At 46.5% G+C, this 24,695-nt stretch carries 25 protein-coding genes; all 25 read left to right on the top strand.

Annotation, left to right across the window (positions count from 1 at the left end):
• The first annotated feature begins 50 nt into the window (after positions 1-50).
• The 25 genes from FIU99_RS04185 (at position 51) to fliQ (ending at position 24,695) form a co-directional block, all read left to right on the top strand.
• Positions 51-509, top strand: coding sequence for a DUF2919 domain-containing protein (locus tag FIU99_RS04185; protein ID WP_006959530.1), 459 nt, complete (start codon positions 51-53; stop codon positions 507-509).
• Between the two features lie 82 nt (positions 510-591).
• Positions 592-1,494, top strand: coding sequence for a Dyp-type peroxidase (locus tag FIU99_RS04190; protein ID WP_006959529.1), 903 nt, complete (start codon positions 592-594; stop codon positions 1,492-1,494).
• A gap of 145 nt (positions 1,495-1,639) precedes the next feature.
• Entirely contained in the window at positions 1,640-2,773 is a 1,134-nt protein-coding gene (locus tag FIU99_RS04195; RefSeq protein WP_006959528.1) for a flagellin, read from the top strand.
• Positions 2,774-3,019: 246 nt separating this feature from the next.
• Positions 3,020-4,153 carry a flagellin gene (locus tag FIU99_RS04200; RefSeq protein WP_006959527.1) on the top strand — a complete coding sequence of 378 codons (1,134 nt, stop codon included), beginning with the start codon at positions 3,020-3,022 and terminating at the stop codon, positions 4,151-4,153.
• A 230-nt stretch (positions 4,154-4,383) separates the two neighbouring features.
• On the top strand, positions 4,384-5,517 hold the full coding sequence (locus FIU99_RS04205) for a flagellin (protein WP_006959526.1): 1,134 nt from the start codon (positions 4,384-4,386) through the stop codon (positions 5,515-5,517).
• A 70-nt stretch (positions 5,518-5,587) separates the two neighbouring features.
• Positions 5,588-6,016: a flagellar protein FlaG gene (gene flaG / locus FIU99_RS04210; RefSeq protein ID WP_006959525.1), complete on the top strand. Its 429-nt coding sequence runs from the start codon at positions 5,588-5,590 to the stop codon at positions 6,014-6,016.
• 20 nt (positions 6,017-6,036) lie between these two features.
• Positions 6,037-8,061, top strand: coding sequence for a flagellar filament capping protein FliD (gene fliD, locus FIU99_RS04215; RefSeq protein WP_006959524.1), 2,025 nt, complete (start codon positions 6,037-6,039; stop codon positions 8,059-8,061).
• Positions 8,045-8,368 (top strand): flagellar protein FliT, encoded by a 324-nt coding sequence (locus tag FIU99_RS04220; RefSeq protein ID WP_006959523.1) that lies wholly within the window; start codon positions 8,045-8,047, stop codon positions 8,366-8,368. The genes fliD and FIU99_RS04220 overlap by 17 nt, the downstream gene beginning before the upstream one ends.
• Positions 8,369-8,379: 11 nt before the next feature.
• Positions 8,380-8,790, top strand: coding sequence for a flagellar export chaperone FliS (fliS, locus tag FIU99_RS04225; RefSeq protein ID WP_019274549.1), 411 nt, complete (start codon positions 8,380-8,382; stop codon positions 8,788-8,790).
• 257 nt (positions 8,791-9,047) lie between these two features.
• Positions 9,048-10,514 carry a sigma-54 dependent transcriptional regulator gene (locus FIU99_RS04230; protein ID WP_006959521.1) on the top strand — a complete coding sequence of 489 codons (1,467 nt, stop codon included), beginning with the start codon at positions 9,048-9,050 and terminating at the stop codon, positions 10,512-10,514.
• A gap of 122 nt (positions 10,515-10,636) precedes the next feature.
• On the top strand, positions 10,637-11,698 hold the full coding sequence (locus tag FIU99_RS04235; protein WP_006959520.1) for a PAS domain-containing sensor histidine kinase: 1,062 nt from the start codon (positions 10,637-10,639) through the stop codon (positions 11,696-11,698).
• On the top strand, positions 11,698-13,098 hold the full coding sequence (locus FIU99_RS04240) for a sigma-54 dependent transcriptional regulator (protein ID WP_006959519.1): 1,401 nt from the start codon (positions 11,698-11,700) through the stop codon (positions 13,096-13,098). The genes FIU99_RS04235 and FIU99_RS04240 overlap by 1 nt, the downstream gene beginning before the upstream one ends.
• 98 nt (positions 13,099-13,196) lie before the next feature.
• The gene (gene fliE, locus FIU99_RS04245) at positions 13,197-13,508 is read left to right on the top strand and encodes a flagellar hook-basal body complex protein FliE (RefSeq protein ID WP_006959517.1); all 312 of its coding nucleotides are present in this window, start codon (positions 13,197-13,199) and stop codon (positions 13,506-13,508) included.
• 16 nt (positions 13,509-13,524) lie between these two features.
• Positions 13,525-15,273: a flagellar basal-body MS-ring/collar protein FliF gene (gene fliF, locus FIU99_RS04250; RefSeq protein WP_006959515.1), complete on the top strand. Its 1,749-nt coding sequence runs from the start codon at positions 13,525-13,527 to the stop codon at positions 15,271-15,273.
• On the top strand, positions 15,266-16,324 hold the full coding sequence (fliG, locus tag FIU99_RS04255) for a flagellar motor switch protein FliG (RefSeq protein ID WP_006959513.1): 1,059 nt from the start codon (positions 15,266-15,268) through the stop codon (positions 16,322-16,324). Before fliF ends, fliG begins: the two co-directional genes overlap by 8 nt.
• Before the next feature lie 20 nt (positions 16,325-16,344).
• Positions 16,345-17,145 carry a flagellar assembly protein FliH gene (gene fliH / locus FIU99_RS04260; protein ID WP_006959511.1) on the top strand — a complete coding sequence of 267 codons (801 nt, stop codon included), beginning with the start codon at positions 16,345-16,347 and terminating at the stop codon, positions 17,143-17,145.
• Positions 17,145-18,470: a flagellar protein export ATPase FliI gene (fliI, locus tag FIU99_RS04265; protein WP_006959509.1), complete on the top strand. Its 1,326-nt coding sequence runs from the start codon at positions 17,145-17,147 to the stop codon at positions 18,468-18,470. The genes fliH and fliI overlap by 1 nt, the downstream gene beginning before the upstream one ends.
• 3 nt (positions 18,471-18,473) lie before the next feature.
• Positions 18,474-18,914, top strand: coding sequence for a flagellar export protein FliJ (gene fliJ / locus FIU99_RS04270; protein WP_006959507.1), 441 nt, complete (start codon positions 18,474-18,476; stop codon positions 18,912-18,914).
• Between the two features lie 138 nt (positions 18,915-19,052).
• Entirely contained in the window at positions 19,053-21,095 is a 2,043-nt protein-coding gene (locus FIU99_RS04275) for a flagellar hook-length control protein FliK (protein WP_006959505.1), read from the top strand.
• Positions 21,096-21,132: 37 nt separating this feature from the next.
• Entirely contained in the window at positions 21,133-21,630 is a 498-nt protein-coding gene (gene fliL / locus FIU99_RS04280; RefSeq protein WP_006959503.1) for a flagellar basal body-associated protein FliL, read from the top strand.
• 7 nt (positions 21,631-21,637) lie between these two features.
• Positions 21,638-22,693: a flagellar motor switch protein FliM gene (gene fliM, locus FIU99_RS04285; RefSeq protein WP_006959501.1), complete on the top strand. Its 1,056-nt coding sequence runs from the start codon at positions 21,638-21,640 to the stop codon at positions 22,691-22,693.
• A gap of 24 nt (positions 22,694-22,717) precedes the next feature.
• A complete protein-coding gene (gene fliN, locus FIU99_RS04290) occupies positions 22,718-23,128 on the top strand; it encodes a flagellar motor switch protein FliN (RefSeq protein WP_006959499.1) in 411 nt (136 codons plus the stop codon).
• Between the two features lie 3 nt (positions 23,129-23,131).
• Positions 23,132-23,551, top strand: a complete 420-nt coding sequence (gene fliO / locus FIU99_RS04295) for a flagellar biosynthetic protein FliO (RefSeq protein WP_006959496.1) — start codon at positions 23,132-23,134, stop codon at positions 23,549-23,551.
• On the top strand, positions 23,538-24,413 hold the full coding sequence (fliP, locus tag FIU99_RS04300) for a flagellar type III secretion system pore protein FliP (protein WP_039951701.1): 876 nt from the start codon (positions 23,538-23,540) through the stop codon (positions 24,411-24,413). The genes fliO and fliP overlap by 14 nt, the downstream gene beginning before the upstream one ends.
• Positions 24,414-24,425: 12 nt before the next feature.
• Positions 24,426-24,695 carry a flagellar biosynthesis protein FliQ gene (fliQ, locus tag FIU99_RS04305; RefSeq protein WP_006959490.1) on the top strand — a complete coding sequence of 90 codons (270 nt, stop codon included), beginning with the start codon at positions 24,426-24,428 and terminating at the stop codon, positions 24,693-24,695.

Here is a 24,695-nt window from a genome sequence, read left to right on the forward strand (position 1 = left end):
CTCAATTGGTATAGAGTGGAGTTTATTTTCTCAACCGCAGTTACCTATCAGTGCGATACGCTTTAGAACAATACGATAAACATGGTTTTCTCAAAGCCCCTAAATGGCTTTGGCTTGGTTGGCTTTTTCTCGCCAAAGCGTGGGTGGTGTTTGTTGTCGCCGGTGCAAGCCGAGAAAGCGGCGCTAAGATCCTTAATATTGTCTATCCCGATCATTCAATGTTGTATCTGGGGTTGGCGATGGGGCTGCCTAGCATTGCGTTAATGTGGATGATCAGCTTGCGCAGCCCGGAACGCAAATGGATAAGCCATTTAGTCAGTTGGGGTAAAATGATTACCATGCTGGCGATTGGCGGCCAGTTTGTTCAAACTCTTTATCACGTCTACCTAGAACATGGCGCTTTCCGCTGGGCGAATGCCGCTACCTTGCTATTTCTGCTGTGGTTTATGCTTTATATCTATAAGAGTCGCAGCGTACGCGATTGTTTTTCTGCGCCGCCATCCGATTGACGTAACGGGTGATGATCGCTATCAATACACTGAAAACAGAACATAATACACTGAGCAAATATGTAAATGTGAGGACATAAAAATGACAATCCCTCAAAGTGCCATCCTTCCTGAAGCAGGACCTTTCGCTCAATACACGCTGCTTAAGGTGACACAGGAACCTGCTGCCGTACTGGAACAGCTACAGGCTCTACCAACACTTGTAGAAGAGCTTAATCAGCAGCAGCCTGGGGCTGAATTGACTCTTTCCGTTGCGTTCAGCAAATCATTCTGGTCAAAGTGTGACGCCGCGATGCCAGACGAACTGATTGATTTCCCACAGCTCGGTGAAGGCAGCACCTTAGCGCCGAGTTCTGATGTGGATGTGCTTATCCACTGTCATTCGAATCGTCATGATTTGCACTTTTATCTGCTGCGCACATTCTTTGCACAAGCATCAGATAACGTAGTGGTGGTTGATGAAACCTATGGTTATCGCTATCTCGACTCTCGAGACATGACGGATTTTGTCGATGGGACAGAAAACCCGAAAGATAGTCAGCGTCATGAAGTGGCAATTATTCCTCAAGGAGAGTTGGCTGGTGGCAGTTACGTTATGGTCCAGCGTTTTGTCCATGACCTGCCTTCTTGGAATCGACTGAATGTGTCTGCCCAAGAAAAAGTCATCGGGCGAACTAAACCGGATTCGATTGAGTTAGATAATGTGCCAGCTGCGTCTCACGTTGGTCGTGTGGACATTAAAGAAGAAGGTAAAGGCCTGAAGATTGTTCGCCATAGCTTGCCTTATGGCAGTGTGTCGGGTGAGCATGGTCTGCTGTTTATTGCCTACTGCAATACGTTACATAATTTTAAAGCCATGCTGGAAAGCATGTATGGCGAGACCGATGGTAAAACAGACCAGTTATTGCGCTTTACTAAAGCCGTGACAGGAGCATACTTCTTTGCCCCGTCTGTAGAGATGCTAAACGGGTTAAAGCTTAAGTAAGTCAATGAAAGCAAACTAAAGCCTGCAAACTATACCGACTATAAACCGAGCCAACGCGCTCGGTTTTTTTGTGCAAAAAGGCTAAAGAAAATCTCTTCAGGCCGATATAACAAATAACCCTGTTGAGGAAACACTATCTATCGTTATGGCAATCACTGTTAATACCAACGTATCAGCAATGACGGCGCAGCGTTATCTTACGAATGCGACGGACATGCTGAACCAATCACTGGAGAGGCTATCTTCAGGGAATCGTATTAATAGTGCCAAAGACGATGCAGCAGGTTTGCAGATCTCGAATCGACTTGAGTCTCAGATGCGTGGTTTGGACGTCGCAATGCGCAATGCGAACGACGGCATATCCATCATGCAGACAGCCGAAGGTGCGATGAACGAGACAACCAACCTTCTTCAACGCATGCGTGATCTTTCATTACAATCGGCGAATGGTTCGAACAGTCGAGCAGAAAGAGATGCATTACAGGAAGAAATGGCGGCTTTGAATGATGAATTGAATAGAATTGCCGAAACCACCTCTTTCGGTGGTCGAAAATTGCTCAATGGTTCATTTGCCAGTTCTTCTTTCCAAATCGGCGGCAGTTCCGGTGAAGCGGTTCAGGTATCTTTGAAGAACATGCGATCCGATAGTATAGAGATGGGGGGCTTCAGTTATATCGCTGCTGGAAAAGCGGACAATAACTGGCAGGTTTCTCAGGGCAGCCAAACGTTGGTGATGGAATATACCAATGCCGAGGGCCAGCAGGAATCGATTCAGATAGAAGCTAAAGCTGGCGATGACATCGAAGAGTTAGCCACATATATCAATGGTCAAACGGATAAAGTCTCGGCCTCAGTAAATGAAGATGGGCAGCTGCAGGTCTTTATGGCAGGCAAAGAGACATCGGGTACTATTTCCTTTTCTGGCAGCCTTGCAGGTGAACTGCAAATGGGGCTAGCTGGTTATGAAGCGGTTGATAATCTGGACATTTCTAAAGTTGGCGGCGCACAGCGAGCGGTATCTGTAATAGACACCGCGCTTAAGTATGTTGATGGTCATCGTGCTGAACTAGGGGCGATGCAAAATCGCTTTAATCATGCGATTAACAACCTAGGCAACATCAACGAAAACTTGGCCGCGTCGAATAGCCGTATAAAAGACACCGATTACGCCAAAGAAACCACCCAAATGCTTAAGCAACAGATTTTACAGCAAGTTAGCACATCAATCCTGGCACAGGCTAAACAACAGCCAAATCTAGCCCTAACCTTATTGGGTTAATTATCAAAAAAAGAAAATATTATCGACTGAGTGAATTAAAGCTTTAGCGAAAAATTGCGTTTTTTAAAGTTTTTTCGTATTTGGTCAACTTTCCTCCTCCAAAAGCATTTTTTTCAAAAAAAACTTAAAAAAATACTCAAGGTTCTCGAAATTGAGCCGTTAATAAAAGTAACTTTGAGAGAACTACTTTGGTTTTCCGAGACGTCGGAAACCGGTTACATCGGAAAATCAAACGGAGAAATCACCATGGCAGTGAATGTAAACACTAACGTAGCAGCAATGACAGCACAGCGTTACCTAAATGGCGCTAACAATGCACAACAAACTTCAATGGAACGTCTATCTTCTGGCTTCAAGATTAATAGCGCTAAAGATGACGCAGCAGGTCTACAGATCTCTAACCGTTTGAATGTGCAAAGCCGCGGTCTAGATGTTGCAGTACGTAACGCGAATGACGGTATTTCTATCGCGCAGACTGCTGAAGGTGCGATGAATGAAACGACTAACATCCTGCAACGTATGCGTGACCTTTCGCTACAATCTGCGAACGGCTCTAACTCTAAATCAGAGCGTGTTGCGATTCAGGAAGAAGTTACAGCACTAAATGACGAACTTAACCGTATCGCAGAGACAACCTCTTTTGGTGGTAATAAACTACTGAACGGTACTTACGCGACGAAATCTTTCCAAATTGGTGCAGACAACGGTGAAGCCGTGATGTTGACTTTGAACGACATGCGTTCAGACAACGTTGGCATGGGCGGTACAAGCTACCAAGCAGCAAATGGTAAAGATAAAGATTGGACAGTACAGGCCGGTGCAAACGACTTGGCTATCACACTGACCGATACTGACGGCCAACAGCAAACTATTAATATCAATGCAAAAGAAGGCGATGATATTGAAGAGCTAGCGACATACATCAATGGTCAGACTGACATGGTAAAAGCGTCTGTCGACCAAGATGGTCAACTACAGGTATTCGCTGGCACTGATAAAGTTGAAGGCGCAGTAAGCTTTGGTGGTGGTCTTGCTGGTGAACTGAGTATGGGTCAAGGTCAAGCAGTTACTGTTGATACTATTGATGTAACATCTGTGGGTGGTGCTCAGGAATCTGTAGCAATTATTGACTCGGCACTGAAATATGTAGATAGCCACCGTGCTGAGCTGGGTGCATTCCAGAACCGATTCAACCATGCGATTAGCAACTTAGATAACATCAACGAGAATGTGAATGCGTCTAAGAGCCGAATCAAAGATACGGACTTTGCTAAAGAAACAACGGCACTGACTAAGTCGCAAATTCTTTCTCAGGCTTCAAGCTCAATTCTTGCTCAGGCAAAACAAACGCCAAACTCAGCTCTGAATCTTCTAGGCTAAGTTTAAAACCTTCGAAAAAAATCCAGCTTCGGCTGGATTTTTTTTCGTTTATATAATCCATTGATTTAAAAGATGTTTATAGCTTGTTGATACCCATCACAGAAATTTTTTTTAAAATTTTTCTAAAGGATATATTTCTTCCGCCGTTAAAAGACTGAGAGAAATGAGATGCACCAAAGTGAGGTGAGAGACGCTGAGGTGCATCACCCTTAATGCCTAAGGAGATCAATATGGCAATTAACGTAAACACCAATGTGTCTGCGATGACTGCTCAGCGATACCTTAATGGTGCTGCTGACGGCATGCAGAGATCGATGGAGCGTCTATCATCGGGTTACAAAATAAACAGTGCTCGTGATGACGCTGCAGGCCTTCAAATTTCCAACCGTTTAACATCGCAAAGTCGTGGTTTAGACATGGCGGTGAAAAACGCAAACGATGGTATCTCCATTGCACAAACCGCTGAAGGTGCAATGAATGAGACGACCAACATCCTTCAACGTATGCGTGACTTGTCACTGCAATCGTCAAATGGTTCGAACTCCCGTTCAGAGCGTATTGCGATTCAGGAAGAGGTTACGGCTCTTAACGATGAATTAAATCGTATCGCAGAGACTACCTCGTTTGGTGGTAACAAGCTCCTCAATGGTACGTTTGGTAGCCAATCATTCCAGATCGGTGCGAGTTCAGGTGAGGCAGTAATGCTCACTATGGGCAATATGCGCTCAGATACATCAGGAATGGGTGGTAAAGCCTATATTGCGCAACAGGGTAAAGATACTGACTGGGCCGTCTCTCAGGGTTCAACAGACCTTACTCTGGACTATACTGATGTACATGGGGAAGCCAAACAGTTAACCATAAATGCTAAGGTTGGTGACGACATCGAGCAGCTTGCGACTTATATCAATGGTCAGAGTGAAGACGTGAAAGCGTCGGTCGGTGAAGAAGGGAAGCTACAGTTGTTCGCTGCGAATAACAAAGTAGCGTCGGACGTAACAATTGGTGGTGCGTTAGGCGGTGATATTGGTTTTGGTGCCGCTGAAAACAAAACGGTTTCCGACGTTGATGTTTCTACCGTAGCAGGGTCTCAGATGGCAGTTTCTGTTATCGATGGTGCTCTGAAAACGGTTGACAGTCAGCGCGCGGAACTGGGTGCATTCCAGAACCGTTTTAGCCATGCGATCAGTAACTTGGATAACATCAACGAGAACGTTAACGCGTCTCGTAGCCGTATCCGAGATACTGACTATGCGAAAGAAACGACTCAGATGACTAAGTCGCAGATTTTGCAGCAGGCAAGTACCTCTGTACTGGCGCAGGCAAAACAATCACCATCGGCAGCTCTTAGCTTATTAGGTTAATCGATAGGTTCGAACGAGCTTATTGGTAGGTAACGTGATTACCAACCTATAAGGTGGAAGGGAGATTGTTATGGAAATACCATCCTACACATCGAACGTCCAGCCTTACGGCTCAGAAAGTGGCACTAAAATTGCTTCAAAATATGATGGTGCACAGCAAGTTTCCTCGCGGAAAGAACAGGTTTCTACAGCCGAAGTGAGAGAGCAAGCTGCTGAAGCTGTTAATCAAGCGATAGAAGCGTCTCAACAACGTGAAAAGCTTAACAGGGAAGAGCGGCAACGTATGGTACAGCAAATGAACGAGTTCATTGCGTCCATCAACACTGGCCTATCTTTTCGGGTCGATGAAGAGTCGGGAAGAGATGTAGTTACCATTTATGAAGCGGATACTGGCGATATAATTCGTCAGATACCCGATGAGGAAATGTTAGAAATACTGCGACGCCTGAGGGATCAAACAGCCCGGTATTCATCGGGGTTGTTGAACCAGACGGTATGATCGTATTTTGAGGTGATTGAATGAGCTTTGGCCCTGTAGGGATGAATTCTGGCATGGATATCAATGCCATGGTCAGCAAAATTGTTGATTCGGAGCGCGTACCTAAGCAGCAACGAATCGACAATGAGCGTGGCAAAATTGATTCCAGTATCAGTGCCTACGGTCGGCTCAGAGAGTCGTTGGATACGATGAAAAACTTGATGGCGAGCTTTCGTCAAGAGAAAGCTTTCGCCGCAAGAAAGGTAGAATCTACGGATGATACCGTTGTATCCGCGACGGCAACCACTGAAGCTATCGCTGGTAGATATGCTATCGATGTGTTGCAGCTTGCCCAGAGTCATAAAATTGCGTCTGACGTATTACCGGAAGATGCGAAATTTGGCCCGGGTAAGCTGCAGATTTCTCTCGGTGAAAAAAAGTTCACCGTTGAGGTTCAGGAAAATTCTAAGCTGGTTGATATTGTTCGCGGTATCAATGGTAGCAAAACCAACCCCGGCGTTCGTGCATCAGTCATCAATGATGTCGAAGGCCCACGTCTTATTGTCGCTTCAAGTAATTCAGGTGAACAAAACGCACTCAAACTGAGTGTGGAATCGGCACCGGATAATCTTCTTAAAAGACTCGAATACAAAACACTTGAACAGCGCGTTAAAGACCTTGAGCAAGCTCGTGCGGCTGCGCAAGATCTACTCAAACCACTCACTGCTGAAGAACAAGCCGTTGCCGATCGCATTGCTGAGCAAAATATCGAGGCGGCAAAGGTTGTCGATCAAGAGATTGCCGATACGTCCAAACAAGCGGCAATTGCTGCCGATGCCAATGCGGCAAAGGATGCAAGTGCTGGTAATGAACTTTCAGATGCAGCCGCTGCAGCCGCTGCTGCGGCCGGTGCCGAAGCTAATAAGTACTTAAAGCCAGAAGAGCGCATTCCTGGCTGGACCGCGACCGCGTCCGGTACATTGCTTGACTCGTATTGGGAGCCAGAGCCTCAGCTAGATGCAAAAGCGCTGGAAAAAGCCCCTGATGTTCCCGGTTGGAGTGTCACGGCTTCCGGTACACTGACGGATTCTTATGTAACACCAAAAGAAGCGCAGGCCGCGTTAGATGCGAAACAAGCTGCGTTGGAAGATAAGCTAGCTCAGGAAAAAGCATCACTTCAAGCGCGTGTTTTGGCAGGCGAATTAACCCCTGAGCAAGCTAAAGAGCTTGAACGTGCCAAACTGCCAAAAGAAGAAAGGGAATATCTGGAGCGAATAGATCAGGCTCAGGCTGACCTGAAATCGGCGCAGGAGTCATTTGACGCTTATCGTGGTATGAGCCAAGTACAAGCGGCACAGGATTCGAAAGTGCTGCTTGATGGTGTGGCTCAGCTTTCCAGTGATAACAACATTATTGAAGATGCCATTGAAGGTGTAGACCTAACCTTAAAAGGCCGTTCTGAGCGTGGCAAGACACCGTCAGAGATTGATATCGAATATGACCGTCAGGGCGTACGAGACGATATTGAGCAGTTCGTTTCGGCATACAACCAGTTCTATCAGGTCTCTCAAGAACTTTCCGGTGTAGATCCACGAACTGGAGCCGCAGGCCCACTGGCGGGTGACAGTGTGGTTCGCAGTGCCGATTCAAGACTGAAGTCGGTGTTTTCATCACGAGTTGAACCTGCTCCTGAAGATCTTAAAACATTGACTGAGTTTGGTATTACAACGACACGTCAGGGTACACTGGAAATCAACTACGACATGTTGGATCGCCAGCTCAATAACAACTTCAATAAGTTAGAAGATTTCTTTGGCGGCAACCAAGGGTTTGCAAAAAAAGTTGAAGATGCGATTCAGGGTATCACTGGTGTCACCGGCTCAATTCGTACTCGTGAGCGGAGCATGGTGGAACAAAATTACCGCCTTGATGATGATCAGGCATCTCTGGATCGTCGTATGGATAGCTTAGAGAAACGTACACACGCCAAATTTACGGCGATGCAGGACGCGACGAGCAAGATGCAGTCTCAGCTAGCAGGTATGATGAATGCACTTGGCGGATGATTTTTTGGCACAGATCTCATTTCTTGGTGATCTTGATCACGATATTACTAGTAATCTTTCAGCAGCTGACATTAATACTGAAGAAATCGTTCAGTTGGTCGATAAAAGGGAACAGTTATTGCTAACCTTGATCAGTACTATTAATGAGCACCAAGAGTTAGCGCAGTTACCAGAGTGGCAGAGTGCCATTGAGCGCACTCAGTTGACTGTTGAGTTGATGCAGAAGAAAACCGCTGAGCTTGGCAGTAGTTTGCAAAAGTACCGCTACGGCAATAAATCGGTGCAGCAGTACAAGAAATTTATATAAAGAGGATTGTTATGCGTGGTTCATTACAGGCTTACAAGAAGGTATCGGTAGATAGCCAGCTCAGTGCTGCCTCCCCGCATAAAATTGTTCAAATGCTGATGGCGGGTGCTATCGAGCGCTTGATTCAGGGTAAAGCGGCAATGGAGCAGGGCAATATTCCTGTTAAGGGTGAGAGACTGGGTAAAGCCCTAGACATCATCATTAGCTTACGCAGCTGCCTATCGATGGACGATGGCGGTGACATTGCCCAGAACCTGGATCAGTTGTACGAGTTTATGATTACCCAAATTACTGAGGCAAATCACAAGAATGATCCTCAACCCATCGATGACGTGATTGATATTATTCGTGAGATTAAATCAGCATGGGAGCAAATCCCACCTGAATACCACAATCTGACTGCGACTGATGTAGGAATTTAAGATATAAGTTTAATTTATACTGTTGTATTGAAATATCTTGCATAAAAAGCTTTTGGGCAAACGTCACATCGCCTAATTGCTTGGTTGCCTTTATTTTTTTATCAAATAGAATAGAAGCCACTTAGTAGCCTAGTGGCTTATTTTGTTGCTGAAGTTTATAAATTGTCTATCACTAATCCTGTTCTATAGTTAGGTTAGTTGTTAGAAACAGAAATAACAGCCACAACGTTTCAAGATAAAGGCAATAATTCTCACCTATGCAAGGTTTAGCAAAGCTGCTCGTAATTGAAGATGATGCTCAAGCACGCATCAATCTGAGTAATATATTAGAATTTGTCGGAGAACAATGTGAGGCGATCAGTTCCGCACAACTGAGCGACGTTAACTGGTCGGATGTTTGGGCTGGCTGCATTGTGGGTTCGCTTCAAGGCCATAACTTCTCTACTCAGTTGAGTACACAACTCTCCCAAGCTAACCATATTCCTTTACTTATCGCGGGAACGCATTCTTATCCAGTCGAAGAAATGACCAATTATGTTGGTGAACTGGAATATCCTTTAAATTACCCTCAGTTAAGTGAAGCGCTTCGTCATTGTAAAGACTTCCTTGGTCGCAAAGGCGTCAACGTTGTTTCTTCTTCACGAAAAAACACCCTGTTCCGTAGCCTAGTTGGGCAAAGTATCGGTATTAAAGAAGTTCGTCACCTGATAGAGCAAGTCTCCGCTACCGAAGCGAACGTTCTTATTCTTGGCGAGTCGGGAACAGGTAAAGAAGTCGTTGCGCGTAATATTCACTACCATTCTGCACGTCGAAACGGGCCATTTGTACCAATCAACTGTGGTGCTATTCCTCCTGACCTACTCGAAAGTGAGTTGTTTGGCCACGAAAAAGGGGCCTTTACTGGGGCGATAACCTCTCGTAAAGGGCGATTTGAACTGGCAGAAGGTGGCACATTATTCCTTGATGAGATCGGTGATATGCCGATGCCAATGCAAGTTAAATTGCTGCGTGTGTTACAAGAACGTTGTTTTGAGCGCGTTGGCGGTAACACCACTATTCGTGTCAATGTTCGCGTGATTGCGGCGACTCACCGTAATTTGGAAACCATGATTGATGATGAGTCTTTCCGTGAAGACTTATACTACCGTCTCAATGTGTTCCCAATCGAAATGCCGGCACTGCGTGACCGGATTGAAGATACACCATTGCTGTTGCAAGAGTTGATGACGCGAATGGAAGCGGAAGGCGCTCAGCCAATCTGCTTTACGCCACGGGCTATCAACTCACTGATGGAGCACAACTGGCCGGGCAATGTTCGCGAGTTGGCAAACCTTGTTGAAAGGATGATCATTCTTTACCCAAACAGCTTAGTGGATGTTAACCATCTGCCAACTAAGTATCGTTACAGCGATATCCCTGAATTTCAGCCAGAGCACAATGTGTTTGCTTCTGTTGAAGAGCAGGAGCGTGACGTGCTGCAGGACATTTTTGCCGAAGATTTCAGTCTTGATGAGACCGATGGCTTGCATGAAAACTCCAATGCACCTCAAGAGTTACCACCTGAAGGCGTTAACCTTAAAGAGATGCTAGCCGAGTTGGAAGTCAACATGATAAACCAAGCGTTAGAGGCTCAGGGTGGCGTGGTTGCCCGTGCCGCTGACATGCTTGGAATGCGTCGAACAACTCTGGTTGAGAAGATGCGAAAATACAATGTGCAGCGATAAATTGGGTATTTTCGACGCTGTCAAAATATCGACTTTACATTAAGTTCTTGAAAAATATAAAAAATAGCCTGGCGTGCTTCTTGCATTTCAGGCTATTGTAGTTTTTAAGGCAGAAATACGACATGCAATCAGCTCAGGCGATCATGAATCAGCAACCACTCGGAACACTCGAAGAACAAGTTGAACGATACAAGCAGGTATTGGACGTTATGCCAGCAGGCGTGATTCTTCTCGATACTCAGGGTGTTGTTCATGAAGCGAACCCAGAAGCGCAGCGTTTGTTAGAGATGCCGCTTATTGGGCAGAAATGGTTTGAAGTGATTCAGCAAGCATTTGCTCCGCGCGAAGATGACGGTCATGAAATCTCTCTTCGCAACGGCCGCAAAGTGCGCTTGGCGATTTCAGCATCCACAACAGGTCAGCTGATTTTGATTACCGACCTGACAGAGACGCGTTTGCTGCAATCTCGCATCAGTGATCTACAGCGTTTGTCCTCGTTGGGTCGTATGGTGGCGTCGTTGGCGCATCAAGTCCGAACGCCTCTATCCAGTGCGATGCTCTATGCGTCCAATCTGGCGGCTCCGAACCTACCGCCAGCAACGAAAGATCGATTTCAGAATAAATTGATGGATCGCCTGCATGACTTGGAAAAGCAAGTCAATGATATGTTGTTGTTCGCTAAAGGGGGCGACAATAAGGTGGTGAAGCCGTTTACGATTGCTGAATTGGTGAGTGAGTTTTCTCCTATGGTGGAAGCCGCACTGAAAAATAATCAGATTGATTATCACCTTGAAGTTGAGCAGGAAGAAACGCAACTGTTAGGCAATGCGAACGCGGTGGCATCAGCACTGAGCAACTTGGTGATGAACGCAATTCAAATTGCCGGTAAACAATCACAAGTCGATGTCTTTTTCCGCCCGGTAAACAATGAGCTGAAGATTTCCGTTCAAGACAGCGGGCCGGGCGTTCCAAAAGAACTACAAAACCAAATTATGGAACCTTTCTTTACGACACGATCACAGGGAACAGGACTTGGATTAGCTGTTGTCCAGATGGTATGTCGTGCTCATGATGGAAGGTTAGAATTGATTTCCGAGGAAGGTGATGGTGCTTGTTTCACCATCTGCATTCCTCTTGATCGTGCTCCGCAAGCTAACCACGATGTAATGACTGGAGAAGGATAATGGCACAAAGCAAAGTACTAATCGTAGAAGATGATGAAGGTCTACGCGAAGCCTTAGTCGATACCTTGGCGCTAGCCGGATATGAGTGGTTGGAAGCGGACAGCGCGGAAGATGCGTTAATCAAACTCAAAGCTCATTCAGTCGATATCGTTGTTTCTGATGTACAGATGGCAGGTATGGGTGGCCTCGCTTTACTGCGCAACATCAAACAACATTGGCCCAATCTACCAGTATTGTTAATGACGGCTTACGCCAATATTGAAGATGCTGTCTCTGCTATGAAAGATGGTGCGATCGATTACATGGCTAAGCCGTTTGCGCCTGAAGTCTTATTGAATATGGTCAGTCGTTACGCTCCGGTTAAATCCGATGATAACGGTGACGCTGTGGTGGCGGACGAGAAGAGCCTCAAGTTGCTTGCTATGGCCGATAAAGTGGCAAAAACCGACGCTAGCGTTATGGTGCTTGGCCCAAGTGGTTCGGGTAAAGAGGTAATGTCTCGTTACATCCATAATGCTTCGAACCGCAAAGATGGGCCTTTTGTTGCGATTAACTGTGCCGCGATTCCTGACAACATGCTGGAAGCGACATTGTTTGGCTACGAAAAAGGCGCCTTTACCGGTGCGGTTCAAGCATGTCCAGGTAAATTTGAGCAGGCTCAGGGCGGGACAATTCTTCTCGATGAAATCAGTGAGATGGACCTGAACCTTCAAGCTAAGTTGCTTCGTGTTCTGCAAGAGCGTGAAGTCGAGCGATTGGGTAGTCGAAAGAGCATCAAGTTGGATGTTCGTGTATTAGCTACCAGTAACCGTGACTTAAAGCTCTATGTTCAGGAAGGTAACTTCCGTGAAGATTTGTACTACCGCTTGAACGTTTTCCCGCTAGCGTGGCCAGCACTTTGTGACCGTAAAGGTGATATAGAGCCTCTAGCCAACCATTTGATTGAACGTCACTGTAAAAAGCTAGGCCTACCTGTACCGACATTATCTGCCAGTGCAATGAATAAGTTGCTGGCTTATTCATGGCCGGGGAATGTTCGTGAGTTAGACAACGTTGTGCAACGTGCATTAATCCTCAGTGAGAACGGCAATGTGTCGAGTGACCATATTTTGCTGGAAGGATTAGATTGGCAGGATGCGGGCAGTTTGCAACAGGTCGTTGAAACCGGAGAAATCACAGCTCCTAACATTAAACCAATTGCGGAACCAGATAACGCATTCGCGACCAGTGCTGGTTTAGGTGGTGAACTTCGTGAACAGGAATACGCCATTATTCTTGAGACTTTAACCGAGTGTAACGGTCGTCGTAAGGAGATGGCTGAAAAATTAGGCATTAGCCCACGTACATTGCGCTACAAGTTAGCAAAAATGCGTGATGCGGGGATTGATATTCCAAACTAACGTGCTATTTTCGACGCTAAAATTGATATGGCATGTAGATTGCAACGTCATATTTACAACAAGAATTGTAGTCAAAGAGTTGACGTCCGAGGTATTCAATGAAAATTGATGGTTTTCAAGGCGAAATGCAAGCAATGATGTTCGAAGCAACGAACACAAAACCTGCCGCGACTGGTCATACAGTCGGTGCTGATTTTGGCGATTTGCTCAACAATGCCATCAACAACGTTAATGGGCTGTCAAAAACCTCTAGTAACTTGCAAATGCGATTTGATCGTGGTGATGAAAATGTGTCGTTGTCTGATGTTATGATTGCCCGAAACAAGTCGAGTGTTGCATTTGAGGCAACGATTCAAGTACGTAACAAGCTCGTCGAAGCGTACAAAGAATTGATGAACATGCCAGTTTAAGTGATAGGTACAGTCTGTGGCAGAACAAAATCAATCAACGGATCTTGCGGTTTCGGATGGTGGTCCTGACACCGCAATGGTAGCAACATCAGATATGGATACTGATGTTCAAAATCCGGACTTGGATGAACAAAGCACGTCCAAATTTGACATGGCAGTCGGTGATTTAGATCTCCTACGTCAGGTCGTCCTCGTTCTCTCCATTTCGATTTGTGTCGCACTGATTGTGATGTTGTTCTTCTGGGTACGTGAACCTGAAATGCGACCTCTTGGGGCCTATGACACCGAAGAGCTTATTCCTGTCTTAGATTATCTCGATCAAGAAAAAGTCGAATATAAACTGGATGGTAACACCATTTCTGTTCCCGCCAGTGACTACAACTCGCTCAAACTGAATATGGTTCGTGCTGGCTTAAATAATGAAAGACAAGCCGGTGATGAAATCTTAATGCAAGATATGGGTTTTGGAGTATCTCAGCGTTTAGAGCAAGAGCGCCTCAAACTGAGCCGCGAGCGCCAGTTGGCCAAAGCTATCGAAGAGATGAAACAAGTGCGCAAAGCTCGCGTGCTGCTCGCATTACCGAAGCAAAGTGTCTTTGTCCGTCATAATCAAGAAGCGTCTGCTTCTGTTTTCCTTACTCTCCGTACCGGTACGTCACTTAAGCAAGAAGAAGTTGACTCTGTCGTTGACATGGTTGCTAGTGCTGTTCCGGGGATGAAACCGACCCGAATTACCGTGACAGACCAACACGGTCGGCTACTTAGCTCAGGCTCGCAAGACGCAGCGTCAGCCGCGCGTCGTAAAGAGCATGAGTTAGAGCGTAAGCAGGAACAAGCCCTGCGAGACAAAATTGACTCCGTACTCATCCCTATTCTTGGCTTTGGTAACTATACCGCTCAGGTTGATATTCAACTCGATTTCAGCGCGATAGAGCAAACCCGTAAAAGCTTTGACCCTAATACCCCATCGACACGAAGTGAATACACTTTGGAAGACTATAATAATGGTAATGTCGTTGCTGGTGTACCGGGTGCGCTGAGTAACCAGCCTCCTGCTGACGCTTCTATCCCTCAGGATGTGGCACAGATGAAAGATGGTTCTTTGATGGGGCAGGGTTCAGTGCATAAAGAAGCGACGCGTAACTTCGAACTGGATACCACCATCAGTCATGAACGTCGCCAGTCCGGAATAGTCAACCGTCAAACAGTGGCGGTCGCGATCAAGAATCGTGCGTCGGTCAATCCGGATACTGGTGAAACGACTTATCAACCATTGTCGGATGCAGAGTTGCAGTCGATCCGTCAGGTATTGATTGGTGCCGTTGGTTTCAGTGAAAGCCGCGGTGATTTATTGAATGTACTGAGTATGCAGTTTGCTGAACCAGAAGTTGAAGTGCTTACTGATGTCCCGATTTGGGAGCATCCGAATTTCAACGATTGGGTTCGTTGGTTTGCCAGTGCATTGGTTATTATCGTTGTCGTATTGGTTCTGGTTCGCCCAGCGATGAAGAAACTGCTCAACCCAGCTTCGGATGACGATGATGATCAACTATACGGACCAGATGGGTTGCCAATTGGTGCTGATGGTGAAACTAGCCTGATTGGTGGAGATATGGATGGCGGTGAGCTGTTTGAGTTTGGCTCAAGCATTGACTTGCCTAACCTCCATAAGGATGAAGATGTGCTGAAAGCAGTTCGAGCGCTTGTTGCTAACGAGCCTGAGCTAGCGGCACAAGTAGTGAAGAACTGGATGGAAGATGCCTAACGAAGTCGTACCTCAGGGAGAAGGCGGTGGTGAAGTTGTCGAGAACACCGTGGATATCGAAACGATACCGGGCGAAGAACGCGCGGCGATCCTTCTACTCAGTCTGAATGAAGAAGACGCTGCGGGAATCATTCGTCACTTAGAGCCGAAACAAGTACAACGCGTTGGTAGTGCAATGGCACGTGCTGCTGACCTAAGCCAGGAAAAAGTCGGTGCAGTACACCGTGCTTTTCTGGAAGACATTCAGAAATACACCAATATCGGTATGGGCAGTGAAGACTTTATGCGTAATGCACTGGTTGCGGCCCTTGGTGAAGATAAAGCTAACAATCTTGTTGATCAAATTTTGTTGGGTACTGGTTCGAAAGGTCTCGATTCACTCAAGTGGATGGATCCTCGTCAGGTTGCCAGCATTATTATCAACGAGCACCCTCAGATTCAAACCATTGTTTTGTCCTACCTCGAACCGGATCAATCTGCAGAAATCTTATCTCAGTTTGCCGAACGTGACCGTCTCGATTTGATGATGCGAATTGCGAACTTAGAAGAAGTACAACCATCGGCACTGGCTGAGTTGAATGAAATCATGGAGAAACAGTTCGCAGGTCAAGCTGGTGCGCAAGCAGCCAAAATTGGCGGCCTGAAGGCAGCAGCAGAAATCATGAACTACATGGACAACAATGTCGAAGGTATCCTGATGGAGCAGATTCGCGATCAGGACGAAGACATGGCAACTCAGATTCAGGATCTTATGTTTGTCTTCGAAAATCTTATCGAAGTCGACGACCAAGGTATTCAGAAGTTGCTGCGTGATGTCCCACAGGATGCATTGCAGCGTGCACTTAAAGGTGCCGACGATGCTCTTCGTGAGAAGATCTTCAAGAACATGTCTAAGCGTGCCGCTGAGATGATGCGTGATGACCTTGAAGCAATGCCGCCAATCAAAGTGTCGGATGTTGAAGCCGCACAGAAAGAAGTATTGGCAGTGGCTCGTCGTATGGCTGATTCTGGTGAGATTATGCTGGGCGGCGGTGCCGACGAATTCTTGTAAAGTAAAGGGTTAAGGTTTCTATGTCTGGGGAAAGAAAGCGTGGTTTTTTGCGCTTAGATAATGATGAACAAATTCAGAAGCCTGAGCGTTGGGGGATGCCGGACTATACGTCTGACACTCACAAGCACGCAAAAGAAACGGCGATGAATTACGACCCAGGCTGGATGCCGACCTTGTCTGAGCCTGAAGAAGAAGCCCCCAAAGAACTGACTGAAGAAGAAATCGAGCTCATCAAGCAGCAGGCTTATCAGGATGGTCTGCATCAAGGTCAAGAAGCTGGTTTTAAACAAGGCTACGATAAAGGCAAAGAGCAAGGCCAACAAGAAGGTCATCAAGAAGGGCTGGAAGCAGGTAAAGTAGAAGGCATCGAAGCAGGGCAAGAATTTATTCAGCAGCAAGTCCAGACATTTGTTGGACTGGCGAATCAGTTTGCCCAACCTCTTGAGTTGATGAACGCTCAGGTTGAAAAGCAACTAGTCGATATGGTGCTGACTTTGGTTAAAGAAGTCGTCCATGTTGAAGTTCAGACCAACCCTCAGGTTGTTTTGGATACCATCAAACAATCCGTTGAATCTCTGCCAGTATCAGGCCATTCCATTACGCTCAAACTTCATCCAGAAGATGTTGAAATCATTCGCACTGCTTATGGCGAAGAGGAATTGGAATTTCGTAACTGGACACTGATGTCAGAGCCTGCACTGAATCGCGGAGATGTGCAGATCGAAGCGGGTGAATCGAGTGTTAACTATCGCCTTGAAGACAGAATACGTAATGTGCTGCAAAGCTTTTGTGGGGTAAATCGCCACCAAGGTGGTGAGTAATGTTAGCACTGGCTGAACGCCTATCTCAGTACCAAACTCAAGGGTTAACTTGTCGCCCTGTTGCTTCAGGGAAGTTGGTTAGAGTTGTTGGATTAACTCTTGAAGCCACCGGATGCCGCGCTCCTATCGGCAGTCTCTGCAAAGTTGAAACCATGCATGGTGAGATGGAAGCAGAGGTGGTTGGTTTCTCTGGTGATAACCTCTACTTGATGCCCAGTGAGCAAATCACGGGTGTCTTACCTGGCGCTAAAGTTACGCCTTTGACGAGTGAAGCCGGTTTGCCTGTAGGCATGGAGCTACTTGGTCGCGTTATTGATGGTGTTGGTAATCCGTTAGACGGTCTTGGCCCTTTGTATACTGAAAAGCGAGCAGCCTTCAACGCCGATCCTATTAACCCTCTTGCGCGCAAACCTATTTCTGAGCCTCTCGATGTTGGTATCAAAGCCATCAACGGACTTTTGACGGTTGGTAAAGGTCAGCGTATTGGTCTGTTTGCTGGTTCAGGTGTGGGTAAGTCGGTCACGTTGGGTATGATGACTCGAGGAACGACCGCTCAAGTGGTGGTTGTAGGCCTAATTGGTGAGCGTGGACGTGAAGTAAAAGAGTTCATTGAAGAAATCCTTGGAGTGGATGGGCGTCAACGATCAGTTGTTGTGGCGGCACCTGCTGACTCTTCACCACTGATGCGCCTCAAAGGCTGTCAGACCGCACTGACGATAGCAGAGTATTTTCGTGACCAAGGGTTAGATGTACTGCTGCTGATGGACTCTCTGACTCGATTTGCGCAGGCTCAGCGTGAAATTGCCCTATCTGTAGGCGAGCCGCCTGCAACTAAAGGTTATCCACCTTCGGTATTTGCGAAACTACCAGCCTTGGTAGAGCGAGCGGGGAATGGCGGTCAGGAGCAGGGTTCTATCACGGCATTCTTTACCGTGTTGACGGAAGGGGATGATCTTCAAGACCCAATTGCAGATGCATCGCGAGCAATTCTGGACGGTCATATTGTGCTATCGCGTGAAATGGCTGATGCAGGCCATTATCCTGCCATTGATGTTGAGAAGTCGGTCAGTCGTGTCATGCCACAGATTACCTCTGAAGAGCAGATATTGATGTCCAAAGCGGTACGTCAGGTGCTGTCTGTTTGTCGTAAAAATCAGGATTTGGTATCAATTGGCGCTTATAAACCGGGATCTGACCCGGCAATCGACAGTGCGTTTACTTTAAAGCCTCGACTGGATGGTTACTTACAGCAGGCTATGAAAGAAACGGTTCCATACGACATGTGTGTCAATATGCTGCGTAATCTTCTTCAGGGAGATTCGTAATTTATGGATAATGCGCTGGATTTTCTATTAAGTCAGGCTCAGGAGCGAGAGAACCAAGCGGTACTTGCACTCAGTCAAGCGCGAGTTGAATTGGATGGTTATTATCAGCAACTAGAGCAGATAGAAAACTATCGTTTGGATTACTGTAATCAGCTGGTTGAACGAGGTAAGCAAGGGCTTACAGCCAGCCAATATTCTCATCTTAACCGCTTCCTCACGACATTAGATGAAACTCTGTCTAAGCAGAAACAGGCAGAAGAGCATTTCAAATCTCAAGTAGAAAGCTGTGAGCAAAATTGGCTGGAGTGTCGCAAACAACGTCGCTCTTACGAATGGCTGATTGAGAAAAAGCAGACGGAAAAAGAACGCTTACAGAATATTCGTGAGCAAAAACAGATGGATGAGTTCTCTACCCTTCAATATTCTCGCCGTACTTCGAACTAATATCACGTTAATACCCTCTTCTCCTTTCTGATTGGCGCACTTCTTGCAAAATTTCCCGTTAAATAACGTGTTGCCGCTATTTGCTATTCGAATGATTGGCCGTGACTGTTCTCTCAATTATGCGTGAGTGATCTATTTATGAATGTGAATCTAACTCCGGTTTCCGATACGCCTAAAACATCGAGCTCCGCTTCTCCATCAGTTGAAGCAGGAGACGAAACACAGCAGTCCGAAGGCTTTTTTTCCAAACTGGCGGCTTTAATCAAGGGAGACTCTGGCGAGAAAAAAGTGTCAGAGTCAGACTCTGCAAAAGCTGAGCAAGCGAGTGATGGCGAAGAAAGCACTAAAGCACTTCTAGAACAAGAAGTTAGTGGTGACGAAGAAATTAGTATTGATGATGGTGAAGGCGCTGAATTTGGAAAAGTAGTAGCAGCAGATACAGACGGTGCTGTGGCTGATGAGCTGTTAAAATCTGACGATAGCAAGCAAAAGCAAAGTGCAGCGACTGACCTTGAATCTTCGGCAGAAGGTAAGGTCTCTGTTAAGGCTGATGGAGACGCAGAGAAGATAATCTCAGAAAATGAAGAATTGCTCGGGCGATTGAATGAAGCTAATAAAGCCCTGCAACCTAAAGACGGCAACGATTTGCCACAGAAATCTCAATTAGTGGCTGAGGGTGAAAAATCGGCTAATCCGCTTAAGGTAGAGAAAATTGGTGAGCAAGCGCTAAAGAGTGCGGCTAAATCCGATGTTGAGGCAGAAACCAATCTGAAGTCTAACACCATTAAAGACGGCGCTATACCTCTTGAACAAAACAAGCTAGCCTCTGAGTCTGTATCGCTAAAGCAGCAAGTGGGTGAAGAAGCTGTCGTCATTCCTGAAAACGCCAAGCGATTCATTGAGCAAGATGGCGGTCAAGAACCAGAGTTGGCATCAGCAGCAAGTAAAATTCAACCAGAGCATGTCGCTGTTGTAGGTAGTGTGGGGGCTGCTGCTAGTCTTACCCAATTAGTCGATAGTAAAGCGGAGATGACCAGCCCTGAGATTGAGCTTCTAAAACAAGAGCTTAAAGCTCAAGGCTTAACCGACAAAGAAATTGAGCAAGTCGTGGAAGCCGCGAAAGCTGAAGCTCAAGCACAATTAGCCGCGACAAAAGGGGCTGAAGTGGTTCAACCCTTGAAAGCGACAGCGGAAAAACCGGTTCAAGCTAAAGCAACTCAAGTTCTGCAAGCAGCTAGTGATGCGACTTCAAACAGTGTTGATGAGCCTACCGTCGCAGCAGGAGCTGTTGCTGGAGCGGTGGCCATTCCATGGGCTGTTTCTTCAACAGAAACAGGGGTAGAGGAATTACAAATTCAGTCGGATGCCAAACCTAAGGCGCAACAAGCCCATTTAGCTCAGTCTGTACAGCAGGCATTGCATAGCTCTTCAGCTACAACGATGAGCGCCGCTCAAAACAATCTTCAAGCGACTCAGCAGGCTTCGGCTATGCCATTACCTAATGAATTAGCGGCAAGTCAGCTTCAACAAGCGGTCGCTAATCCAGCTGTGAGTGAGCAAGCGATGCTAAAAGCGGTAATGGGGGCAAAAGCGGCGGGAACTTTGGGCAAATTAGCTACAGTGGAAGGCAAGCAGGGGCAGGGCCATGAAGCGGGATTTGCACAACAGCTTTCTCAAGCAGCAGGACAACAAGGTTTGACGGTACAGAATCAGTTACGTGCCGAACAAGCAGCCGCGCAAGCACCAATGCAATTGAATCGTGAGATTGCAGGCGAGCAAGTTGCTGAACGTGTGCAAATGATGATGTCGAAAAACTTGAAAAATATCGATATTCGCCTTGACCCACCGGAGCTGGGGCGTCTACAAATCCGTATGAATATGACTGGAGATGGGGCTACCGTGCACTTTACAGTCGCCAACCAGCAAGCGAGGGATGTTATCGAACAATCTATGCCGCGCTTGAGAGAAATGTTAGCTCAGCAAGGGGTCCAACTGGGGGACTCTTCAGTGCAACAGCAATCTTCTGGTCAGCAACAAAACCGCTATGCGGCTGGAAATGGTCCGGAAACTGGTCAAGGTGACGGCAATCAAGCCTTCTTAGGTGAAGAAAACCTTGAACCAGACGTCAATCTTGATTTGAATGTCGCAACAAAGCGTGATGGAATTAGTTATTACGCTTAAACTGTAGAAAAGTAAGAAAAATAGAGAAAGATCAGATATGGCAGACGAAGAATTAGAAGCAGAGGCACCCAAAGGTAAAAGCAAGCTGTTAATTATCATCATCGCTGTTGTCGTTTTGTTAGTTGGTGGCGGTGGTGCTGCGTTTTTCCTGATGGGATCAAGCGAACCAGAACAGATGGAAGAAACTACTCAACAAGAAGTGGTTGTTTCTACTGACCCCGTTTCTTACGTCAATATTGCGCAGCCGTTTTTGTTCAACGTGACTGGCGACAAAAAAGATCGTTTAGTTCAGATAAAAGTGCAGTTAATGGTGCGTGGAACTGACAATGAAAACCTTGCACGTTATCACTCTCCACTAATTGAAAGCTCGCTACTTGGCACATTCGCATCAGCGACCGTTGATCAACTTCGCAGCGTCAATGGCCGTGTTGAGCTTCGTGATAAAGCGACAGAAGATATTAAAGCGAGCCTGACTCGTGCGGTAGGCCAGCCCGTGATTGAGCGCGTGTTGTTTACCGACTTTGTAATACAGTAGGTGAAGAGTGACCGATCTATTAAGCCAAGACGAGATTGATGCGCTACTCCATGGTGTCGACGATGTTGATGAGGTAGAAGAAGAGAGTGGTGGTGCCGCGGCGGATCCCAGTGCGGTAGACTTTGACTTCTCCTCTCAAGACCGCATTGTTCGTGGTCGAATGCCGACACTGGAGTTGATCAATGAGCGTTTTGCGCGTCACATGCGTATCAGCTTGTTCAATATGCTGCGAAAAACCGCTGAAGTGTCGATAAATGGCGTACAAATGATGAAATTTGGTGAGTACCAAAACACTTTGTACGTACCCACCAGTTTGAACATGGTGCGCTTTAGGCCACTGAAAGGGACAGCACTGATCACCATGGAAGCACGGTTGGTGTTTATTTTGGTGGAAAACTTTTTCGGCGGTGACGGTCGTTTCCATGCACGTATCGAAGGTCGAGAATTTACGCCTACCGAGCGTCGAATTGTTCAACTGCTGCTTAAAATCGTTTTTGAAGACTACAAAGAAGCATGGTCGCCAGTGATGGGGGTCGAGTTTGAATACCTCGATTCTGAAGTGAACCCAAGCATGGCGAACATTGTCAGTCCGACGGAAGTGATTGTTGTCAGCTCTTTCCATATCGAAGTCGATGGTGGTGGTGGTGACTTCCACGTGGTGATGCCTTACTCCATGGTTGAACCTATTCGTGAGCTTCTGGATGCAGGTGTCCAGTCAGATAAAATGGAAACGGACGTTCGTTGGAGTACAGCGCTTCGCGAAGAAATTATGGATGTTCCGGTTAACTTCCGAGTTAACTTGCTGGAGCAAGACATCTCACTGAGAGACTTAATGGAGCTTCAACCGGGCGACATTATCCCAATCACTATGCCTGAAAACGCTACTATGTTTGTTGAAGAGCTGCCTACTTTCCGTGTGAAGATGGGACGTTCTGGTGAGCAACTTGCGGTTCAGGTGTCTGAGAAAATCAAGCGCCCAGATGTGGTGAAAACCGATATCGCCTTCCTGGGTAAAGACGTCATTTCTGAATTAGAAGAAGATGACGGTGAAATTGAAGATTAATACAAAAGTAAATAGGTAACAGGTATGGAACCGAGCGACGATCAAAAACTGGCGGACGAATGGGCTGCGGCATTAGGCGAAGACCCTGATGCGCCAGAGGTAGATGTAGATGAGGTTATGGCCGCTCAACTTGATGAGTTGCAAGACACCGGGTCACCTATTTCAGAAGACGAACGCCGTAAACTCGATACAATTCTGGACATTCCGGTAACGATTTCTATGGAAGTCGGCCGTTCACAAATTAGTATCCGTAACTTATTGCAACTCAACCAGGGTTCAGTTGTAGAACTGGAACGCTTGGCTGGTGAGTCATTGGACGTTTTGGTTAATGGTACCTTGATTGCACACGGTGAAGTGGTTGTGGTCAACGACAAGTTTGGTATCCGTCTGACTGACGTAATAAGCCAGACTGAGCGAATTAAGAAGCTAAGGTAGGTTATGAGACAACAGTTAAAAGGAGCGTTACTGTGTGTCCTGACACTTCTCTCTCCTGCTGTTTGGGCTGAAACTGCGACAAGTAATCAATTAGATTGGGCGACCACGTTTGGGTCGCTCTTGTTCGTTGTGGCGTTCATTCTCTTTTTGGCTTGGTTACTGAAACGCATGCGTGTGCCTGCGATGATTAACCAAAGTGGGCTGAATATCGTGCGCCAGATTCCAGTCGGCACCCGTGAACGAATCATGATTGTGCAGGCAGGTGAAGAGCAGTTTTTAGTTGGAGTGACAGCACAGTCTATACAACTGATTTCCAAATTGGATACCCCTTTGACTCAGGAGGAGCTGAACAAATCTGCATTGGCGGGCAGTCCTTTTGCCACTCAATTGACTCAGCTATTAAAAAAGAATGATAAACACTAGTCGATTCGCTTCACTGATACTGACTATATGTCTGAGCTTTTTTTCAGTAACTTCGTTTGCTGAGGAAAGTATCGCAACGCCTATTCCTGACAATGCCGCACCATCGCAATCGGTAACCGTCTCTGCCATGGAGAAAGAGCAGGGCGCAGCAAGAACCATCTCAACGGGCAGCTTCACCGGTGGCGGTGGAGGCATTCCAGCGTTCACTATGACCACTAACCCAGATGGCAGTGAAGACTATTCGGTTAACTTACAGATTCTAGCCTTAATGACCATGTTGGGCTTCTTGCCTGCCATGGTTATTTTGATGACGTCTTTTACGCGTATTGTCGTGGTGATGTCGATTCTTCGTCAGGCGATGGGTTTGCAACAAACGCCTTCCAACCAGGTCATCATAGGCATCGCGATTTTCCTGACCTTCTTCATCATGTCGCCTGTGTTGAACGAAATCAATGACAAGGCGATTCAGCCTTATATCAACGAACAAATTACGGCTCGCCAGGCCTTTGATGTTGCTCAGGCACCGATGAAAGACTTTATGCTCAAGCAAACACGAGTCAAAGATCTGGAAACCTTTGTCAATATCTCTGGCTCGGATGCAACTGCTCCTGAAGATGTTTCAATGGCCGTATTGATCCCAGCATTTATCACGTCTGAATTGAAAACGGCTTTCCAGATTGGCTTTATGCTCTTCTTGCCATTCTTGATTATTGATTTGGTGGTTGCTTCGGTTTTGATGGCTATGGGTATGATGATGCTTTCTCCAATGATCGTTTCTCTACCGTTTAAACTGATGCTGTTTGTCCTTGTTGATGGCTGGAACCTGATTTTGTCGACCCTAGCCGGCAGCTTCGCCTTATAGCGGGAGGAAAGCATGACGCCTGAAGTATTTGTCGAGTTATTCAGAGGTGCATTGTGGATGGTGCTTCTGATGGTGTGTGCCATTATCATTCCCAGCCTCCTTATTGGTTTGATTGTCGCGATTTTTCAGGCCGCCACATCGATTAACGAACAGACGTTGAGTTTCTTACCTCGTTTGGTGGTGACTTTGCTGGCGTTGATGTTGTTCGCTCATTGGATGACACAGATGTTGATGGAGTACTTTTTCTCGATTGTTGAGCGCCTGCCTCAGGTTCTCTACTAA

The sequence above is a fragment of the Vibrio sp. THAF64 genome (assembly GCF_009363455.1).
Classification (GTDB): domain Bacteria; phylum Pseudomonadota; class Gammaproteobacteria; order Enterobacterales; family Vibrionaceae; genus Vibrio; species Vibrio coralliilyticus.

Excerpts from the sequence above, each read along its gene's own strand:
- FIU99_RS04190 (WP_006959529.1), top strand. The coding sequence starts at position 592 with ATGACAATCCCTCAAAGTGCCATCCTTCCTGAAGCAGGACCTTTCGCT.
- FIU99_RS04195 (WP_006959528.1), top strand. The coding sequence starts at position 1,640 with ATGGCAATCACTGTTAATACCAACGTATCAGCAATGACGGCGCAGCGT.
- FIU99_RS04200 (WP_006959527.1), top strand. The coding sequence starts at position 3,020 with ATGGCAGTGAATGTAAACACTAACGTAGCAGCAATGACAGCACAGCGT.
- FIU99_RS04205 (WP_006959526.1), top strand. The coding sequence starts at position 4,384 with ATGGCAATTAACGTAAACACCAATGTGTCTGCGATGACTGCTCAGCGA.
- flaG (WP_006959525.1), top strand. The coding sequence starts at position 5,588 with ATGGAAATACCATCCTACACATCGAACGTCCAGCCTTACGGCTCAGAA.
- fliD (WP_006959524.1), top strand. The coding sequence starts at position 6,037 with ATGAGCTTTGGCCCTGTAGGGATGAATTCTGGCATGGATATCAATGCC.
- FIU99_RS04220 (WP_006959523.1), top strand. The coding sequence starts at position 8,045 with ATGCACTTGGCGGATGATTTTTTGGCACAGATCTCATTTCTTGGTGAT.
- fliS (WP_019274549.1), top strand. The coding sequence starts at position 8,380 with ATGCGTGGTTCATTACAGGCTTACAAGAAGGTATCGGTAGATAGCCAG.
- FIU99_RS04230 (WP_006959521.1), top strand. The coding sequence starts at position 9,048 with ATGCAAGGTTTAGCAAAGCTGCTCGTAATTGAAGATGATGCTCAAGCA.
- FIU99_RS04235 (WP_006959520.1), top strand. The coding sequence starts at position 10,637 with ATGCAATCAGCTCAGGCGATCATGAATCAGCAACCACTCGGAACACTC.
- FIU99_RS04240 (WP_006959519.1), top strand. The coding sequence starts at position 11,698 with ATGGCACAAAGCAAAGTACTAATCGTAGAAGATGATGAAGGTCTACGC.
- fliE (WP_006959517.1), top strand. The coding sequence starts at position 13,197 with ATGAAAATTGATGGTTTTCAAGGCGAAATGCAAGCAATGATGTTCGAA.
- fliG (WP_006959513.1), top strand. The coding sequence starts at position 15,266 with ATGCCTAACGAAGTCGTACCTCAGGGAGAAGGCGGTGGTGAAGTTGTC.
- fliH (WP_006959511.1), top strand. The coding sequence starts at position 16,345 with ATGTCTGGGGAAAGAAAGCGTGGTTTTTTGCGCTTAGATAATGATGAA.
- fliI (WP_006959509.1), top strand. The coding sequence starts at position 17,145 with ATGTTAGCACTGGCTGAACGCCTATCTCAGTACCAAACTCAAGGGTTA.
- fliJ (WP_006959507.1), top strand. The coding sequence starts at position 18,474 with ATGGATAATGCGCTGGATTTTCTATTAAGTCAGGCTCAGGAGCGAGAG.
- FIU99_RS04275 (WP_006959505.1), top strand. The coding sequence starts at position 19,053 with ATGAATGTGAATCTAACTCCGGTTTCCGATACGCCTAAAACATCGAGC.
- fliL (WP_006959503.1), top strand. The coding sequence starts at position 21,133 with ATGGCAGACGAAGAATTAGAAGCAGAGGCACCCAAAGGTAAAAGCAAG.
- fliN (WP_006959499.1), top strand. The coding sequence starts at position 22,718 with ATGGAACCGAGCGACGATCAAAAACTGGCGGACGAATGGGCTGCGGCA.
- fliO (WP_006959496.1), top strand. The coding sequence starts at position 23,132 with ATGAGACAACAGTTAAAAGGAGCGTTACTGTGTGTCCTGACACTTCTC.
- fliP (WP_039951701.1), top strand. The coding sequence starts at position 23,538 with ATGATAAACACTAGTCGATTCGCTTCACTGATACTGACTATATGTCTG.
- fliQ (WP_006959490.1), top strand. The coding sequence starts at position 24,426 with ATGACGCCTGAAGTATTTGTCGAGTTATTCAGAGGTGCATTGTGGATG.